Below are 15,180 nucleotides of genomic sequence, written 5' to 3' on the forward strand. Positions count from 1 at the left end.
CGTGCGCGAAGGGGTACTGGCAGGCGGCGCCGCCTACCTGGAGTTCGGAACGGGAAGGCCCCTCGTGGTCTTCCGCACGGTGCTGCCGGACTCGGCCAACCCCACGGGGGCCGCCCGGTGGGCTGAGGCGCGCTCGCTCAAGCCGCTGGCCGCGCGCTTCACCGTGCTGGCGGTCGGCCGCCGTCCCGGACTCGAACCCGGCGTCACCATGGCCGATCTCGCCGCCCACCACGCCGAGGAGCTGCGGGCCCGGTTCGATCGCCCGGTGGACGTGCTCGGCCTGTCCACGGCCGGGTGTCTGGCGCTGCACTTCGCCGCCGACCATCCGGGCCTGGTGCGAAGGCTGGTGGTCGGGGCCGCGGGCGTCCGTCTCGGACCGGACGGCCGTCGCGTCCAGCGCGAGTACGCGGACCTGCTGGCCGCCGGGCGATACCGCGCCGCGGCCAAGGCGCTGGCGCCCACGGTCGCGGATTCCCGGCTCGGACGCGTCTTGATGGCCGGTTTGCTGGGGCTGACCGGCGGCCGCCCGGCGGACCCGAGCGGAATGGTGGCCATGCTGCGCGCCGAGGACACCTTCGACATCGAAGACCGTCTTGGCGAGATCACCGCCCCCACCTTGGTGATCGCGGGCTCGCGGGACGTCCTCTACCCGCCGGAACTCGCCGAACGGGTCGCGAGCGGAGTGCGCCACGGCGAACTCGAGATCTACGAAGGGCGGCGGCACCACACCGTGATGACCGACCGCCGCTTCGCCAAGGACGTCGTCGACTTCTTGGGCGCCTGACTTTTGAGGAACGCTCGTTCTTGACTGATCGTTCCTCAAAAGTCTATCGTCGTGGCATGGGCAGGCGAAGGGCGTTCGACGAGGACGAGGTGGTGCGCGCCGCCGTCGGGTTGTTCGGTGGTCGCGCGTACGACGGGGTGTCCGTCGACGATCTCGTCACCCACCTCGGTGTGCACCGCAACAGCCTGTACAAGACGTTCGGCAGCAAGCGCGGCCTCTACCTGGTCGCCCTGCGCCGCCATCTCGCCGACGACGTCCGCCCCTTGGCCGAAGCGCTCGCCGCGGCGACGGACGCCGCGACCGCGCTGCGGCTCGTCACGTCGGCCGACCTCGGACTGCTGCTGCTCGCGGCTGTCGAACGAGCGCCGGCCGACGAGGAGGTGGCCACCGAGGTCGCCGCGGGGCTGGCCGCCGTCGACCAGGCGATCGCCGACGCGCTCGGCATCCCCACCGCCCTGGCCGCCGCGCTCACGGCCGCCGCGCTGGGCCTCCTCCTGCGCGGCGACCCCGACGGTGTCGGCACCGCGCTCACCCAACGCCTCGATCCGCTCGACTGAAAAGGGAAACAGACATGGCACTGGTCACCATCGACGGCGAAGACCTCGTCGTCGTGATCGAAGGTCTCGACAAGCTCTGGGCCCTGAAGAGCAGCCTGACCATCCCGCTGGCCAACGTCCGCGGCGCGACCGCCGACCCCGGAGTCGCCGCCGACCCCAAGGGAATCCGGGCGCCCGGTGCCCACCTGCCCGGGGTGATCACCGCGGGCACGTTCCATCTCGACGGCGAAAAGGTCTTCTGGGACGTCAAGAACCCGTCGAAGGCCGTCGTGATCGAACTCGCCGACGAGCGCTACACCCGGCTGGTCCTCCAGGTCGACGATCCGCGCGCGACCGTCGCGCTGGTCGAGAAGGCACTGCGGTGAAAAGGTTTCAGCTCGGGCGGGTCCGCTGGTCGTAGCCTTGCTGGCACTTCTGGATCTCGTCGGTGTGGGCGACCGTCCAGTCGTACAGCCGCCCGAACGGCTCCCGAAGGGATTCGCCGAGCGGGGTGAGGGAGTACTCCACCCCGACAGGGGACGTCGGCAGCACCCGCCGCTCGATCATCCCGTTGCGTTCCAGCCGGCGCAGGGTCTGGGTCAGGACCCGCTGGGTCACGCCTTCGAGGCGGCGTTTGATTTCGTTGAAGCGGCGAGGCTTTTCGAGGACGGCCATCGTCATCATCGACCACTTGTCGGCGATCTGGTCGAGAATCGGACGGCTCGGGCAGTCGGCCCGGTACACGGTGCCGGTATCGGCGTCGGAAGTGGCCATACCGGTATCCTCCGCGATCCTTGAGATGCCCAAAGTGCGTTCTTGACGGTGATCGATCCCCGCCGGAACCTAGGTATACATCAGGAACCTAGATGCCTGCCAGGTACGGATCGGAGAGCTGAATGCACCACGACGCCTACGCGACCCTGCGAGTGAGCCGCGAGGCCGGCATCGTCCGCGTCACCCTCGACAACCCACCCGTCAACGTCCTCGACGTCACGCTCATGACGGACCTCCGTCGGCTGCTGACCGCGTTGCGGGACGACGACTCGGCCCGGGTGATCGTGTTCGACAGCGCCGACCCGGAGTTCTTCATCGCCCACGTCGACATGTCCCTGGTCGACGCGCCGGACGCCTTCGACGGACTCGCGGCCGAGGTACCCGAAGGGATCAACGTCTTCCAGGCGCTGGGGGAACTGTTGCGGCACCAGCCTCAGGTGACGATCGTCAAGCTCGCCGGCCTCGCGCGCGGCGGAGGGGCGGAATTCGTCACGGCCGCGGACATGGCGTTCGCGGCGATCGGCACGGGCGGACTCGGCCAGATCGAGGCCCTCATGGGAATCGTCCCCGGAGGCGGAGGAACCCAGTATCTCGCCGGCCGGATCGGCCGCAATCGCGCTTTGGAGGCGGTGCTCAGCGCCGACCTGTACGACGCGCAGACGGCCGAACGCTACGGCTGGGTCAACCGGGCTCTTCCCGCCGACGAGCTCGACGACGTCGTCGACCGCCTGGCCCGCGACATCGCCGCACTGCCCGATGGCGTGATCGCCGCCGCGAAACACGCCATCGCCCCCGACGATCTGGCCGAGGGCTACCGGCGGGAACACGACGCCTGGGCGGGCCAGTTCGTCCGGCCCGCGGCCGAACGGCTGATCCGGGCCGGTCTGGCCCACGGCGCCCAGACCCGTGACGGCGAACGCGATCTGGAGGGCTTGCTCCGCAGGCTGGCGGGCTGATCAGCGCGCCAGCTCCGGCTAGTCGTGCGAGAGGTCGACGAAGCGGCTGTAGTGCAGCTGGTGCGCGACGGTGATCGTCGCCGTCGGCCCGGCACGGTGCTTCGCGATGATCAGGTCCGCCTCACCGGCGCGCGGGTCGTCCCGCTCCCAGGCGTCGGGCCGGTTGACCAGGATGACGAGGTCGGCGTCCTGCTCCAGCGAGCCGGACTCACGGAGGTCGGAGAGCATCGGGCGCTTGTCGGTCCGCTGCTCGGGACCACGGTTCAGCTGGCTGATCGCGATCACCGGGACCTCGATCTCCTTGGCCAGCAGCTTCATCTGCCGCGAGAACTCCGAGACCTCCTGCTGCCGGGACTCGACGCGCTTTCCCGAGGTCATCAGCTGGAGGTAGTCGAGCACGACGAGCTTGAGGTCGTTGCGCTGCTTCAGCCGCCGGGCCTTCGCGCGGATCTCCATCATCGTCATGTTCGGCGAATCGTCGACGAACAGCGGCGCCTCGGAGACCTCGCTCATCCGGCGCGCGAGCCGCGTCCAGTCGTCGTCGGACATCTTTCCACCGCGCATGTCCGCCAGGCGGATCCGCGCTTCGGCCGAGAGCATGCGCATGACGATCTCGGTCCTGCTCATTTCCAGCGAGAAGATCACGCTGGTCAGACCGTGTTTGATGGACGCCGAACGCGCGAAATCCAGCCCGAGCGTCGAGTTGTGGGTCGGCACCATCGAACGTCCGGCCAGATACAGGTGGTCCGGCGCGTCGACCTCCACGCACCGCACCGGAACGGACGGCACCGGGCGGACGTCCACGATGTAGCGAAGGTGCGGACGGACGCGGACGTTGGTGAGCCGTTCCTTCTGCAGCAGGTGCTTGCGCTGCAGCCAGAACACCCGGTCCTGGGTGGTGAAGCCGAGGATGTACGCCGTCGAGGTCTCCTCGCTGCGCCCCTTGACCTTCTTGGTCGTGAGCGCGCAGCGGTAGCCGAGGCTGACGATCAGTTCCCGGGTCTGTTCGGCGAGCACCTTGTTCGTCACGGCGAATTGGACCGCGCCGGCATGATTGACGGTGCCGTCGGTGTCGAGCAGTCCGGCAAGCAGCGCACGGCGTTGTTTGACGGACCCCCGCAGGTAGTCCACGGGGATGTGTTTGTCGCCGAGTACGCCGAGCGTGCGGAGAATCGCCTGCACGCTGCCGTGTTCGTTGCGGCAGGCCTGGCAAAGGCGCATGCCCGTCGACGGGCGCCCGCAGTCGGGGCAGGTCGGCGCGGGCACCGGAGCGCTCTGGAAACGCACCTTGCCACCGCAGGACCGGCCGCAAGTCCGCACCTGGGAGGTATGGGGAAGGAACGGCTCCCCGCACACCTCGCAACGCCGGTATTCCACCGGGTCCGGGGGGACCAGCCGCAGGGTGTACGACAGTTCGCCGCGTCGCTCCACCAGAAGCCCGGCTTCCGCTTCCAGATAGCAGATGATCTCCGGGTCCGCCGTGGTGAAGCGAGCGCTGGCCGAATGGCCGTCACCCAGCCAGGCTCCGAGCGCGTAGGGGTGGAGCGGGAGATCGCGCTCGGGCAACTGCAGCGGAGCCGTGGTCCCGATCGAGTGGTTGGCACGTCGATCCGCGGTCTCGCACCGCAGTGTGTTCGCCAGCTCTTCTGTCGTCCGCACCGCCGGACCACCCGTCGAACGGCGGGACGCCCTCGTGTCGGTCAGCCATTGGTGTTCCGCGTCCGCGAGGATCACCGTGCCGTCTGAGAACTCGACTTCGTAGCAAGGACGGCCGTCCATGACGTCGGTCGCGGCGACCACGGTCGTCGGACGGCCGCTCGCGCCGATCAGCCTGTCGCCGGGCTGGACCTCGCCCATGGTCGTCCAGCCGTCGGGCGTGGCCAGTGGGGTGTCCAGCGCGAGCGCCTTCCCTACACCGGGCCGCGCGGCGACGATGATCATCTGGCCGGGGTGCAGACCGTTGGTCAGATCGTCGAAGTCGGCGAACCCGGTCGGGATGCCCTGCGACTGCCCGCCGCGCGACGCGATCGCGTCGATCTCGTCCATGGTCGGCTGGAGCAGCTCTTCCAGCGCGACGTAGTCCTCGCTGGTGCGCCGCTCGGTGACGTCGTAGATCGCGGCCTGCGCGCGGTCGACGACCTCGTCGATGTTCGCGCCGTCGGCCGCGGCCGCGCCGTAGCCGTACTGCACGATCCGCGTGCCCGCCTCGACCAGGCGCCGCAGCACCGCCTTCTCGGAGACGATCTCCGCGTAGTACCCGGCGTTCGCCGCCGTCGGCACCGTCGCGATCAGGGTGTGCAGGTACGGGGCGCCACCGACGCGGCCGAGTTCGCCTCGGCGTTCCAGTTCGGCGGAGACGGTGATCGGGTCGGCGGGCTCGCCGCGCCCGTAGAGATCGAGCACGACGTCGTAGATCGCCTGGTGTGCGGGGCGGTAGAAATCGTCGGGTCCGAGGGCTTCGATGACGTCCGCGACGGCGTCCTTCGACAGCAGCATGCCGCCGAGCACGGACTGCTCGGCGGCGATGTCCTGCGGAGGCTGGCGGTCGTATTCGCCGCCACGCGGACCGGGGTCGCTGGGACCCGGGTCGGACTCCGAGTACATCGGATTGCGGTCGTCGGTCAGCGCCACCGCTGCTGCCACCTCCTCAAGACATCGAACACGCGTTCGATTATGCCAGATTTTCCCCGGTCACTCCGCCTGTGCTCGCCGGCCGCCCTCCCCCGGCTCCCGGCGCTCCCCTGCGTCCACCTCGGGACCGGACGACCACCACGGTGCGTACCGGCCCGACGGGCACGGTAGGCCCCCCGAAAGGACCAGCGCAATTTCGCCTGGGGACCGCCCTGTGGATAACCTGGGGATGACTGCGGGCATCCCTTCACAGGTGACCCGTAGCCTGTGTACAACTTGTGGGCAACGGTGGGGTGGTCTGACAAAAGTGCTGGTCAGAGCCTGTGGAGACACTGTGGAGAACTTCATTCAAGTCTATCCGGCGTGTCGGGCGAAACACGTCGTTCGGCGTGTCGCACGAGGGCGCACAGGGGTGCCCTGTGGATGAATGCCACGCAGAGTAGAGGGATGACCCGGTGGACTGAACGGCACGGAATTCAGGACGCGAACAACCTGCCCTGTGCGCTCCGTAGTCGTTCTCCGAGAACCTGCTGGTCGGCGGGTGTGAAGGCGATCCTCGGCTCGCCACTCCCCGGTATCTCTTCGGTCAGCCACCGGCCCTCGGTCGTATCGATGTAGTTCACCGGGCGTTCGATCCGCTGCCGCGCGCCGCTCCGGCCGCGAGCGGCGACATACAGGCTGCCGCTACCCAAACGGCGTAACGCGAGAATGCGGCGGAGCTCGTCCGCCTCCTGGCTCCCGGCGCTCTGGCGACCGCTGCGAAGCACCTCGAAACCCTCGTCCTGCGCTGTCGACGACGAGCGCGGGGCTTCGACCTGACTTTTCGGGACGGCGACCGGACGGCCACGCCCCGGCGCGAGCTTCGGGATCTGGTCGAGGAACTCGGTGAGCAGTTCTTCGGGCCGCACCGAGGCGAGCGCGACGCCGTCGTGCTCGCTGTGGCGGGCGAGGACGAAGCCCTCGCCACCCGCGCTCCCCGCGAGCAGGGTGAAGCTCAGCGCTTTGCCTTCGAAACCGCCGTCGACCCAGCCGTAGTACTCCAGCGACGGCCTGGCGATCGCTTCGAGTGTCGCCTTGAACCCGGGGTGCAGGCCCCGTGCGCCGAAGAGCCCCTGGCTCGCCAGCTCTTCGTTGGTCCGCTCGTCCTCGGCCCGCTGCGCGCCCTCGTCGTACCAGGTCGGCGTCTCCGACAGGATCGTGTGCGGCTCGCCGCCACGGCGGCGGATCAGCGTGATGAGGGTGCCGGTCGTGATCGTGACCTGCTTGTCCAGCACCGGAACTGCCCCCTAGTCGTTCATGTTCGTCCAGCCCGGAACGAGACAGGCCGGGCGCGGCCCCAATCTTGGCACGCGCCCGGCCTGGTTGTTCGTATTACTCCCCGATCACCGGCGGTGCGGTGAGTTCGTCGGTTCCGAAGATCTCGTTGGGGTCGTCGCCGACCAGGAATTTGGAGCTGCGCTCCTCGTCCTCGCCGCCCTTCCCCTTGGCGCCACCGGCTCCCATACCGCCCATGCCACCCATCATCCCGCCCGCGCCGCGACCGGCTCCGGCGCCGGAACCACCCGCGCCACCGCCGCCCATGCCGGCGCCGCCCATCGCCCCCGCGTTGCCGGGCATGGCCGCGCCGCTGCCGCCGCCGGGACCGAACCCGCCGCCACCGGGGCCGAAGCCACCGTCCGGGCCGAAGCCGCCCGCACCCGGGATGTCGGTTCCGCCGAAGCCTGCCCCGCCACCGCCGCCCCCGCCGCTACCCGGGCCGAAGCCACCGGCGCCGGGGATCTTCGGCGGGGTGTAGCCGGACGCGCTCGTCCCGTCGTCCCAGGACGGCGGCTTGTAGTTGCTGCCGGGGAGGTTCGGGTTGTACTGCCCGCCGGGCAGGTTCGCGCCCGGCATGTTCGAGCCCGGTCCACCGATACCCGGCATGTTGCTGCCCGGCAGGTTCGCCCCTGGCATGTTCGCCCCCGGAGGGGTGCCGATGCCCGGCATGTTCGCACCGGGGACGTTCGGCATCCCGCCGGGCGGCATCGAACCGGGCGGCGTCGAGATGCCCGGCATGCCGTTGTTCCCGTTGCGGTCGCCCTGGCCGTTCCCGTTGCCGTCCTTGTCTTTGTCCTTGCCGCCGCCACCGCCGTTGACGTCGACGTTCGACTTCTGCCCCTCCATCTTGTTGTAGGTGGGGAGGCCCTTCCCGTTCTCGGAGCTGGCCTTGAAGTACTCGTTGAACGCGTCGACGTTCGCCTGACCCTTGGAGTTGTAGTCCCGGATCGCGCGGTCGGTGTCGGTGGTCCACGGGGTGATGGAGTTGAGCAGGTTGTTCTTCGGCGGATCCTTCGGGACCTGCTGCACCTTCGCCTTCACCGTGGTGAACGCGGTGTTCTGCTCGCCGAGGTACTTGTCGGAGTCCACCAGCTTCTTGCCGGAGTCGTCCATCCACGCCCGCAGCGGATGCGCGCCGGACTGCTGCGCGGCTTCGGCGCTCTTGCCGGTCCAGGCGGCGTCCATCTCCTTCGACAGGTTGTCGATGGTGGTCAGCCTGTCCTGGTAACCGGCCTTGAGCCGGGTCGCCGCGGCCTGCCCCTCCTGGATCGACCCGGTACCCGGACCGGTGACGATCTTCTCCCAGATGTTGTAGCAATCGATCTTGCGATCGCCGCCCGACGCTTCGAAGTCGCCGGATTTCGTGGTCGCCAGGTTGTAGGCCGAGTACCCGGCGATGATCGGCAGCAGGAACACGCGTCAGCCCTCCTTCAACGTCTGGATCATCGCTTCCCCCACTTTGAGCGCGACGGGGCACGGATCGCTCGCGCCGGGCCCGTTGTCGTACTGCACCAGGATGTTCACGGCCAGCTGGTCGGTCACGCCGACGAACAGGCCGCATTTGCCGCTCTTGCGGCCGTCGAGCGCGGCGGCGTAGACCGCCGGGTACCCGGAGACCTGCGTCTCCTCGAAGTACGCGTCGTTGGCCTTCGTGTCGTAGACGTCGCTGAGGCCGTTCTTGTTCGCGAGGACCGGGCTGATCTCGATCTGGTTCAGCCGGTCTTCGGCGGCGAAGATCGAGCAGCCGGGTCCGACGCTCGTCGTCCGCCGCTCGCCTTCGCCCAGCCCGAGCTCGGACCGCTTGGCCGCGGAAAGCGCGGAGCACGCGTCGGTCTCGATCGACGAGGTCTTCAGAGGGCTCGACACCTTGGGCGCGGAGCCGGACGAGCCGCTCGACGCGCTGGAGGAACCGGCCCCGGTCGTGTAGGACGGGTCCGAGCCGGCGGTGCCGTTCTTGGTGCCCGAACAGCCCGCGACCAGCGCGCCGGCCGCGACGAGGAGAACGAGGGAACGGCGCATCACACGGCCTTGTGCTTGTTCAGCGAGGCCTGCGTCTCGGCTTCGTTCGTGGCGATCTTCTGCTTCGCGGCGGTCAGCTGGTCGATGTAGTTCTTGACGTAGTCCTGCATCTTCTGGTTCTGCTCCAGGAACGCCTTGCCCGACGGGTTGGCCAGCTTCTCCCAGTCGCCGCTCGCGAACTCCTTGCCGGGCGCCTTGACGTTCGCCATCAGGTTCGCGTCGGCGAAGTCCTTCTTGAGCTCGACCTGCAGGTCCGTCCACTTCTTGATGATGCCGTCGATCTTGTCCTTGTCGAAGGCGAACCCGCCGCCGCCCCCGCCCGACGTCGACGAAGGCTTATCCGGGTTGGCAGGCGCGGACACCGCGACCTTCTCCTGCCGGTTCCGCTCGGCGTTGCTGTCGTAAGCCATTGGTTCCAGATCCCCTTTGAGTCCCCGTGCCTCGACGTCGAGTCTCGATAATGCCTTGATCCCCAGTCAAGCTTAAGACGTGGCCCGGCGGGGTGGGGTTCCCCGTAAAACAAAGGGCGGGACACCTCCGAATGGAGACGTCCCGCCCTGTGCTTGAAGCGGTGTTACTTGGCCTTGACCTCGAGCCGCACGTCGACGCGGACGTCGGGGTGCAGGCGGGCGCCGACCGAGTGCTTGCCCACGGTCTTGATGTGGTCCTTCAGCTCGATGACGCGCTTGTCGAGCAGCGGGCCACCCGCGGCCTTGATCGCGTCCACGATCTCGCCGGTGGTGATCGAACCGAAGAGCTTCTTCGAGCCCTCGGCCGCCTTGCCGCTGAGCTGGATGGCGCCGAGGCCTTCCAGGGTCGCCTTGATCTCCTTGGCGTGGTCGAGGTCGCGGATGCGACGGCTCTCCTGCGCCCGCTTGATCGTGCGCACGTTCTTCTCCGCGCCCTTGGTGGCCACGATGGCGTAGCCGCGGGGGAGCAGGTAGTTGCGTGCGTAGCCGTCCTTGACCTCGACGATGTCGCCGGGCCCACCGAGGTTGGCGACGTCGGTGGTGAGAATGATCTTCGCCATTGACGTGCCTCCTTAGCGCGCGGTCGAGGTGTAGGGCAGCAGCGCCATCTCACGCGAGTTCTTGACCGCGATGGCGATGTCACGCTGGTGCTGGCTGCAGTTGCCGGTCACGCGACGGGCACGGATCTTCCCGCGGTCGGAGATGTACTTCCGAAGCAGGTTGGTGTCCTTGTAGTCGATGTTCTCCGGGCGGCCCTTCTTCTCGGCCTTGCAGAACACGCAGACCTTCTTCTTGGGCTTGCGGATGGGTGGCTTGGCCACGGTATTACTCCTGGATTTCTACGTAGTGGTTGTCTCGAGGCGTCTCGCGGAGCTTTCGCCCGCGGTGGACGCACCTGCCTTGGTCAGAAGGGCGGCTCGTCGGAGAAACCGCCGCCACCGCCGCCACCGGCGGGCGGGGCGGAACCCCACGGGTCGTCGGCGGGCGGGCCGGACTGGCCGCCACCGCCGCCTCCACCGAAGCCGCCGCCTCCACCGCCACCGGTGCCACGGCTGACCTTGTTCACCTTGGCGGTGGCGTAGCGCAGCGACGGGCCGATCTCATCGACCTCGAGCTCGACGACGGTGCGCTTCTCGCCTTCCTTGGTCTCGAAAGACCGCTGCTTGAGGCGCCCCTGCACGACGACTCGCGCGCCACGCGTCAGCGACTCGGCGACGTTCTCGGCCGCCTGACGCCAGATGTTGCAGCGCAGGAACAGGGCCTCGCCGTCCTTCCACTCACCGGACTGACGGTCCAGCGTGCGCGGGGTGGACGCGACGGTGAAGTTCGCGACCGCCGCACCGGAAGGGGTGAAGCGAAGCTCCGGGTCGGACGTGAGGTTGCCGATCACCGTGATGACGGTGTCTCCAGCCATCGGAAAAGTCCTTCGGCTCAGGCCTTGGCGGCGGCGACGGGCTTGGCCGGCTTGATCTCGCGGCGCATGACCTTGGTGCGGAGCACGGTCTCCTGCAGCGAGAGCTGACGGTCCAGCTCCTTGACCGCTTCCGACGTCGAGTTCAGGTCGAGGAGCGCGTAGATGCCCTCGGCGTGCTTCTTGATCTCGTACGAAAGGCGGCGGCGGCCCCAGACGTCGACCTTCTCCACGCTTCCGCCCGAAGTGCGGATCACGTTGAGGAAGTTGTCCAGGGTCGGGGCGACCGTACGCTCGTCGAGCGTGGGGTCGAGGATGACCATTACCTCGTAATGGCGTGACACAACCACTCACCTCCTATGGGCTCGCGGCCACGGACTGTCCGTGGCAGGAGGGTTTGTCCAGGTAAGCTTACCTGGCGGTCAGGAGACGCGACGCAGGACCCAGGTGCGCACCAGCGCGGCGGTCACGCCGGCGAGGACGAGCACCGCGAGCAGCATCGGCAGCTGGACGTCGCCGCCGGGCATGCCGTCGGTCGCGAGCGCTTCGGCGTTGCCCGCGTTGCGGACGTCGGGGCCCTGTCCGGCCTGGCCGTCCGTGCCGTACTGCGGGGCGTCCTCACCGGGGAGTGGGCTGTTGGCCGGGTAACGCACGCCCGGCGCCACCGCGACACCCGGCTGCGCGACCGGCAGGTTGCCGTAGTCGCGCGGCGGGGCGTAGCCGGTGCCGTTGCTGCCGCCGGGGAGCAGGTTCGTGTTGGGCTGGGCGCCGTTCGCGGCGCCGCCGGTGCCGCCCTGCTGCGGGGCGGTGGTGCTCGGCGCCGGCAGCGTGGGGGCGACGTAGTTCGTCGCGACGGTGGTCAGGCCGCAGCTGCCGGTGACCTTGTGCTCGATGCTGTCCAGCGTCTTCTCGGGGTTGAACCCGAGGCCCCAGGACTTGGTCTCCTTGACGGCCTGTCGCACGGCCGCGCCGATCGCCTTCGCCTCGACCGTGCCGCCCGCCGCCTGCGGGACCGTGCCGAGCTCGATCTTGTTGACCTTGGCGATGTCGTTCGCGGCGACGTCGTAGAGGGCCAGCGTGCCCGCTTCCTTCGCGCCCGCCCGCACCAGCTCCTTGACCGAGGTGCCGGTGATCGCGACGGTGTCGCCCATCCCGCCGTTGACCGTGCCGCTGCACGCGTTCGCCAGCGTGGTGGCCGCCGAGGCGGTGCCCGCCGTCAAGAGCGCGCCACCGGTGACCATGGTCGCGAGTGCGGTGACGGTGAGCGCCTTGCGGGTGGTCTGCCAGATGGTGGTCTTCCGCACGAGCGCGATCCTCCGGGTCGGTGGGGGCGTGAAGCAGTGCGCCTGGTTTTCACCAGCGGGAAAAGCACTGCCAACGGGGATAACGAGGGAGTGACCAAGAAGATACTAGGCGGTAGGACTAACTTGTAGCGGCCATTCGGCGGAGGACCCAGGTGCGGACCAGGCCCGCGCTGACTCCGGAGAGTGCCAAAACGGCGATCAGCAGCGGCAGTTTCCCGTCCTGAGTGAATCCGTTGCTCACATTCGGTAGCGCTTCGGCCTGTCCCGCATTCTGGATGTCCGGATTGCCCGCCGCGTTTTCCCCCTCGGCGGCGATACCGAACTGCGGCGCGTAACCCGGGATCTGCCCGCCGTACCGGATGCCGGGCGACGGGCTGAAGAGACCGGCCGTCGCCATCGGGATGGAGCTGTAGTCGCGCATCGGGGCGTAGCCCGTGCTGATGCCGAACGGCAGGCCACCGAAGTTCGGGGTGAAGGTGCCGGGCAGCAGCGGGCTGTTCGCCGCCGGGATGCCGCCACCGGCCGGAGTGCCGCCCTGCGCGGGCGTGCCGGCGGGGCCGCCCGTCTGCGGGTTGCCGGTGCCGGGCGTGCCGGTGCCGGGCTTCTGCGGCTGGGGCTGTGTGCCGGGGGCGGGTTTGCCGCCGCCGGTGAGCGCCTGGGTGGTGCCGGTGACGGCGCCGTTGAGCGCTTCCGCGGCGGGTTCGCCGATCACCGGGACCGGCGCGACGACGGCGTTCACCACGGTCACCGTCACCCTGCAGACCGTGCCGAGCAACGCGTCGATCGTGCCGGTCAGCACGCCGGTGACCGGTCCGGCGGTGCCGAGGTTGATCGGAATACCGAGCAGCGGGGTCTTGCCGACGATCTTGTCGCCGGGTTTGGCGGTCACCGATCCGCCGCAGGCGGCGGTCTTGGTCTCGGCGGCGGCGGCCGTGCCTGGCATGGCGAGGGCGGCCGAGCCCGCGAGAATGAAGGCCGAGGCACCCAGGGCGGTCGCCCTCCGTGTCCGTTCGCGCATGCCTTCGACTCCTCCGTCGTCGGGGTCACCTACCCGCATAACGACGCTAATGGAGACAAGTGACGCCCGCTCGCTCGAAGAGGTCAGGCATTCGAGTGGAAGCGGGCGTCACCTAGGGTCACTGCGGGTGAAGGTCAGGCGGTTTTGCCTCGCAGCCAGGCGCGGACCAGAGCGGCGGCGACCACGGCCAGCGCCAGCACCGCGAGCAGCAGCGGCAGCTTGGCCGGGGTGACCGGAGCCTGGACGGCCTGCGCGTTGCCGGTGTCCTTCTCGTCGACGGTGGGCGGCGGGACCTCGCCCGGGATGATCTCGGTGATCACCGGCGCCTGGACGAAGTTGCCGGGGAGCAGCGCGGCGTTGCTGATGACACCGGCGATCGAGTCGCCGCCGATACCGGTGGAGGAACCAGGGCCGGACTCGACGGGGAGCTCGGTGCCCGGACCACCGGGTTGACCCGGACCCGGCTTCGGGGGCTGGGGCTGCGGGGGCTCGGGCTTCGGCGGCTCGGGGTCGTTCGGGGGGATCTCCGGGAGTCCGGGAACCTCCTTGGCGATGCCCTGGGTCAGGTTGCCGACCGTGTTCACCGCGCCCTGTGCGGTCGGGCAGACGCCCTTCGCGACGACATCGCCGACCGCGTTGTCGGTCAGGCCGGTCGCCTTGACCAGATCGCCGACCGGCAGCGAGAGCAGCGGCTTGCGTCCCTGGGCTGTCTTGGCCTTGGAGTCCAAACCGACCGTCAGTGCCTCGGGCGAGTTGAGCGGGGCGCCCGCGTCGAGAACGAGGCCGTCGGCGGTCCTCTCGTTCTGCAGCGTCGACGCGCATTCGCCGGAAAGGGTCGGATTCGGCTCGGCGGCCATCGCGAACGTCGGGAACGCGAGCCCGGCCGAAACCGAAAGCGCGAAACCCAGTGCCGTGATCCGCCCGGCAGTCTTCCCCATCGAGTTCGTCCTCCGCCCCTCAAGACCCAACGCGGTTTTAACGGAACGCGCTCACGCTACCCCACGAGCGTGACCATCCGGCCCGCGCCGGGGAAAAAGCGGCGAGGGTAAGTTGCCAGCATGAAAATCGGTGCCCATGTCCGCGACGACGATCCCCTCTCCGCGGTCGCCGAACGCGAAGCCGAGGTCCTCCAGTTCTTCCTTTCCGACCCGCAGGGCTGGAAAGCTCCCAAACCCCACCCGCACGGCGAAGCGATCAAAGAGTCGCCGGTCGAGGTGTTCATCCACTCGCCGTATTTGATCAACGTGGCGTCGATGAACAACCGCATCCGCATCCCGTCGCGGAAGAACGTCACGCAACACGCGAACGGCGCGGCCGAAATCGGCGCGAAAGGGCTCGTCGTGCACGGCGGTCACGTCGGTTCCTCGGAAGACGTCGAAGAAGGTCTCGTCAACTGGCGCAAGCTTTTCGAGCGTGAACAGGAAAAGGGCGGCTTCGCCGTGCCGATCCTGATCGAGAACACCGCGGGCGGCGACAACGCGATGACCCGCGACCTCGACACGATCGCCCGGCTCTGGGACAAGGTCGGCGAATTCGGCGCGGGATTCTGCTTCGACACCTGCCACGCGTACGCGGCGGGCTGGGACCTGACCGAGGCGGTCAAGAAGGTCAAGGCCATCACCGGCCGGATCGATCTGGTGCACCTCAACAACTCGCGCGACGAGTTCGGTTCCACGCGGGACCGGCACGCCAACGTCGTCGGCGGCGACGGCACCATCGACCCCGAGGTGCTGGCCGCGGTCGCGGCCGAAGCGGGCGCGCCCGTGATCGTCGAAACCCCGGCCGAGGGCCAGGCCGCCGACATCGCGTACCTCCGCGAACGCGTCGCCTCCGCCTGAAGTCCGTGAAGGCCTCCTTAGCGGACTCGTATTTGCTTACCCACTGGGGTGACCTGGTGCGTCTCGGCGCCGGGGTGGGCTTGTACGGGAGGCCAGTGGTCGACGGGGGAGGATTCCGGACG

18 protein-coding genes are annotated in these 15,180 nt (G+C 68.9%); 5 read left to right on the top strand and 13 right to left on the bottom strand.

Annotation, left to right across the window (positions count from 1 at the left end; translation table 11 throughout):
- The first annotated feature begins 1 nt into the window (after position 1).
- The 3 genes from ACFWMR_RS00750 to ACFWMR_RS00760 are packed head-to-tail and all read left to right on the top strand — an operon-like array spanning position 2 to position 1,706.
- On the top strand, positions 2-784 hold the full coding sequence (locus tag ACFWMR_RS00750) for an alpha/beta fold hydrolase (RefSeq protein WP_378375801.1): 783 nt from the start codon (positions 2-4) through the stop codon (positions 782-784).
- A gap of 56 nt (positions 785-840) precedes the next feature.
- On the top strand, positions 841-1,341 hold the full coding sequence (locus tag ACFWMR_RS00755) for a TetR/AcrR family transcriptional regulator (protein ID WP_378375803.1): 501 nt from the start codon (positions 841-843) through the stop codon (positions 1,339-1,341).
- 14 nt (positions 1,342-1,355) lie between these two features.
- Entirely contained in the window at positions 1,356-1,706 is a 351-nt protein-coding gene (locus ACFWMR_RS00760; RefSeq protein WP_093935146.1) for a hypothetical protein, read from the top strand.
- Positions 1,707-1,713: 7 nt separating this feature from the next.
- On the opposite strand, the gene ACFWMR_RS00765 is transcribed toward ACFWMR_RS00760, so the two are convergent.
- Entirely contained in the window at positions 1,714-2,094 is a 381-nt protein-coding gene (locus ACFWMR_RS00765; protein ID WP_378375805.1) for a winged helix-turn-helix transcriptional regulator, read from the bottom strand.
- 122 nt (positions 2,095-2,216) lie between these two features.
- Between ACFWMR_RS00765 and ACFWMR_RS00770 the strand changes: the two genes are divergently transcribed.
- Positions 2,217-3,050, top strand: a complete 834-nt coding sequence (locus ACFWMR_RS00770; protein WP_378375807.1) for an enoyl-CoA hydratase/isomerase family protein — start codon at positions 2,217-2,219, stop codon at positions 3,048-3,050.
- A gap of 18 nt (positions 3,051-3,068) precedes the next feature.
- Here ACFWMR_RS00770 and dnaB read toward each other — a convergent pair whose 3' ends face one another.
- The 12 genes from dnaB to ACFWMR_RS00830 form a co-directional block, all read right to left on the bottom strand.
- Positions 3,069-5,681, bottom strand: coding sequence for a replicative DNA helicase (dnaB, locus tag ACFWMR_RS00775; RefSeq protein ID WP_378375830.1), 2,613 nt, complete (start codon positions 5,679-5,681; stop codon positions 3,069-3,071).
- Positions 5,682-6,157: 476 nt separating this feature from the next.
- A complete protein-coding gene (locus tag ACFWMR_RS00780; RefSeq protein WP_093935150.1) occupies positions 6,158-6,955 on the bottom strand; it encodes an ESX secretion-associated protein EspG in 798 nt (265 codons plus the stop codon).
- 97 nt (positions 6,956-7,052) lie between these two features.
- Entirely contained in the window at positions 7,053-8,414 is a 1,362-nt protein-coding gene (locus ACFWMR_RS00785) for a PPE domain-containing protein (RefSeq protein ID WP_378375809.1), read from the bottom strand.
- A 3-nt stretch (positions 8,415-8,417) separates the two neighbouring features.
- On the bottom strand, positions 8,418-9,017 hold the full coding sequence (locus ACFWMR_RS00790; RefSeq protein WP_378375811.1) for a DUF3558 domain-containing protein: 600 nt from the start codon (positions 9,015-9,017) through the stop codon (positions 8,418-8,420).
- Complete coding sequence (locus tag ACFWMR_RS00795) at positions 9,017-9,427, bottom strand: hypothetical protein (RefSeq protein WP_378275628.1); 411 nt, start codon at positions 9,425-9,427, stop codon at positions 9,017-9,019. Before ACFWMR_RS00795 ends, ACFWMR_RS00790 begins: the two co-directional genes overlap by 1 nt.
- Before the next feature lie 164 nt (positions 9,428-9,591).
- The gene (rplI, locus tag ACFWMR_RS00800) at positions 9,592-10,047 is read right to left on the bottom strand and encodes a 50S ribosomal protein L9 (protein WP_020632570.1); all 456 of its coding nucleotides are present in this window, start codon (positions 10,045-10,047) and stop codon (positions 9,592-9,594) included.
- 12 nt (positions 10,048-10,059) lie between these two features.
- Positions 10,060-10,308, bottom strand: a complete 249-nt coding sequence (gene rpsR, locus ACFWMR_RS00805) for a 30S ribosomal protein S18 (protein WP_005168122.1) — start codon at positions 10,306-10,308, stop codon at positions 10,060-10,062.
- Positions 10,309-10,391: 83 nt separating this feature from the next.
- On the bottom strand, positions 10,392-10,901 hold the full coding sequence (locus tag ACFWMR_RS00810) for a single-stranded DNA-binding protein (protein WP_020632569.1): 510 nt from the start codon (positions 10,899-10,901) through the stop codon (positions 10,392-10,394).
- Between the two features lie 17 nt (positions 10,902-10,918).
- Positions 10,919-11,242, bottom strand: a complete 324-nt coding sequence (gene rpsF / locus ACFWMR_RS00815; RefSeq protein ID WP_005168119.1) for a 30S ribosomal protein S6 — start codon at positions 11,240-11,242, stop codon at positions 10,919-10,921.
- Positions 11,243-11,320: 78 nt separating this feature from the next.
- Entirely contained in the window at positions 11,321-12,202 is an 882-nt protein-coding gene (locus tag ACFWMR_RS00820) for a hypothetical protein (protein WP_378375813.1), read from the bottom strand.
- Positions 12,203-12,320: 118 nt separating this feature from the next.
- The gene (locus tag ACFWMR_RS00825) at positions 12,321-13,220 is read right to left on the bottom strand and encodes a hypothetical protein (RefSeq protein ID WP_378375814.1); all 900 of its coding nucleotides are present in this window, start codon (positions 13,218-13,220) and stop codon (positions 12,321-12,323) included.
- A gap of 134 nt (positions 13,221-13,354) precedes the next feature.
- Entirely contained in the window at positions 13,355-14,158 is an 804-nt protein-coding gene (locus ACFWMR_RS00830) for a hypothetical protein (protein WP_378375816.1), read from the bottom strand.
- Between the two features lie 120 nt (positions 14,159-14,278).
- On the opposite strand from ACFWMR_RS00830, the gene ACFWMR_RS00835 reads away from it, so the two are divergent.
- Positions 14,279-15,058 (top strand): deoxyribonuclease IV, encoded by a 780-nt coding sequence (locus tag ACFWMR_RS00835; RefSeq protein ID WP_093939257.1) that lies wholly within the window; start codon positions 14,279-14,281, stop codon positions 15,056-15,058.
- Positions 15,059-15,180 lie beyond the last annotated feature (122 nt).

This window comes from Amycolatopsis thailandensis, assembly GCF_042723255.1.
GTDB classification, from domain to species: Bacteria; Actinomycetota; Actinomycetes; order Mycobacteriales; family Pseudonocardiaceae; genus Amycolatopsis; species Amycolatopsis thailandensis.

Coding starts and splice junctions, on each gene's coding strand:
- ACFWMR_RS00770 (WP_378375807.1), top strand. CDS start 2,217: ATGCACCACGACGCCTACGCGACCCTGCGAGTGAGCCGCGAGGCCGGC.
- ACFWMR_RS00760 (WP_093935146.1), top strand. CDS start 1,356: ATGGCACTGGTCACCATCGACGGCGAAGACCTCGTCGTCGTGATCGAA.
- ACFWMR_RS00755 (WP_378375803.1), top strand. CDS start 841: ATGGGCAGGCGAAGGGCGTTCGACGAGGACGAGGTGGTGCGCGCCGCC.
- ACFWMR_RS00825 (WP_378375814.1), bottom strand. CDS start 13,220: ATGCGCGAACGGACACGGAGGGCGACCGCCCTGGGTGCCTCGGCCTTC.
- ACFWMR_RS00765 (WP_378375805.1), bottom strand. CDS start 2,094: ATGGCCACTTCCGACGCCGATACCGGCACCGTGTACCGGGCCGACTGC.
- rplI (WP_020632570.1), bottom strand. CDS start 10,047: ATGGCGAAGATCATTCTCACCACCGACGTCGCCAACCTCGGTGGGCCC.
- ACFWMR_RS00790 (WP_378375811.1), bottom strand. CDS start 9,017: ATGCGCCGTTCCCTCGTTCTCCTCGTCGCGGCCGGCGCGCTGGTCGCG.
- ACFWMR_RS00835 (WP_093939257.1), top strand. CDS start 14,279: ATGAAAATCGGTGCCCATGTCCGCGACGACGATCCCCTCTCCGCGGTC.
- ACFWMR_RS00810 (WP_020632569.1), bottom strand. CDS start 10,901: ATGGCTGGAGACACCGTCATCACGGTGATCGGCAACCTCACGTCCGAC.
- ACFWMR_RS00830 (WP_378375816.1), bottom strand. CDS start 14,158: ATGGGGAAGACTGCCGGGCGGATCACGGCACTGGGTTTCGCGCTTTCG.
- ACFWMR_RS00795 (WP_378275628.1), bottom strand. CDS start 9,427: ATGGCTTACGACAGCAACGCCGAGCGGAACCGGCAGGAGAAGGTCGCG.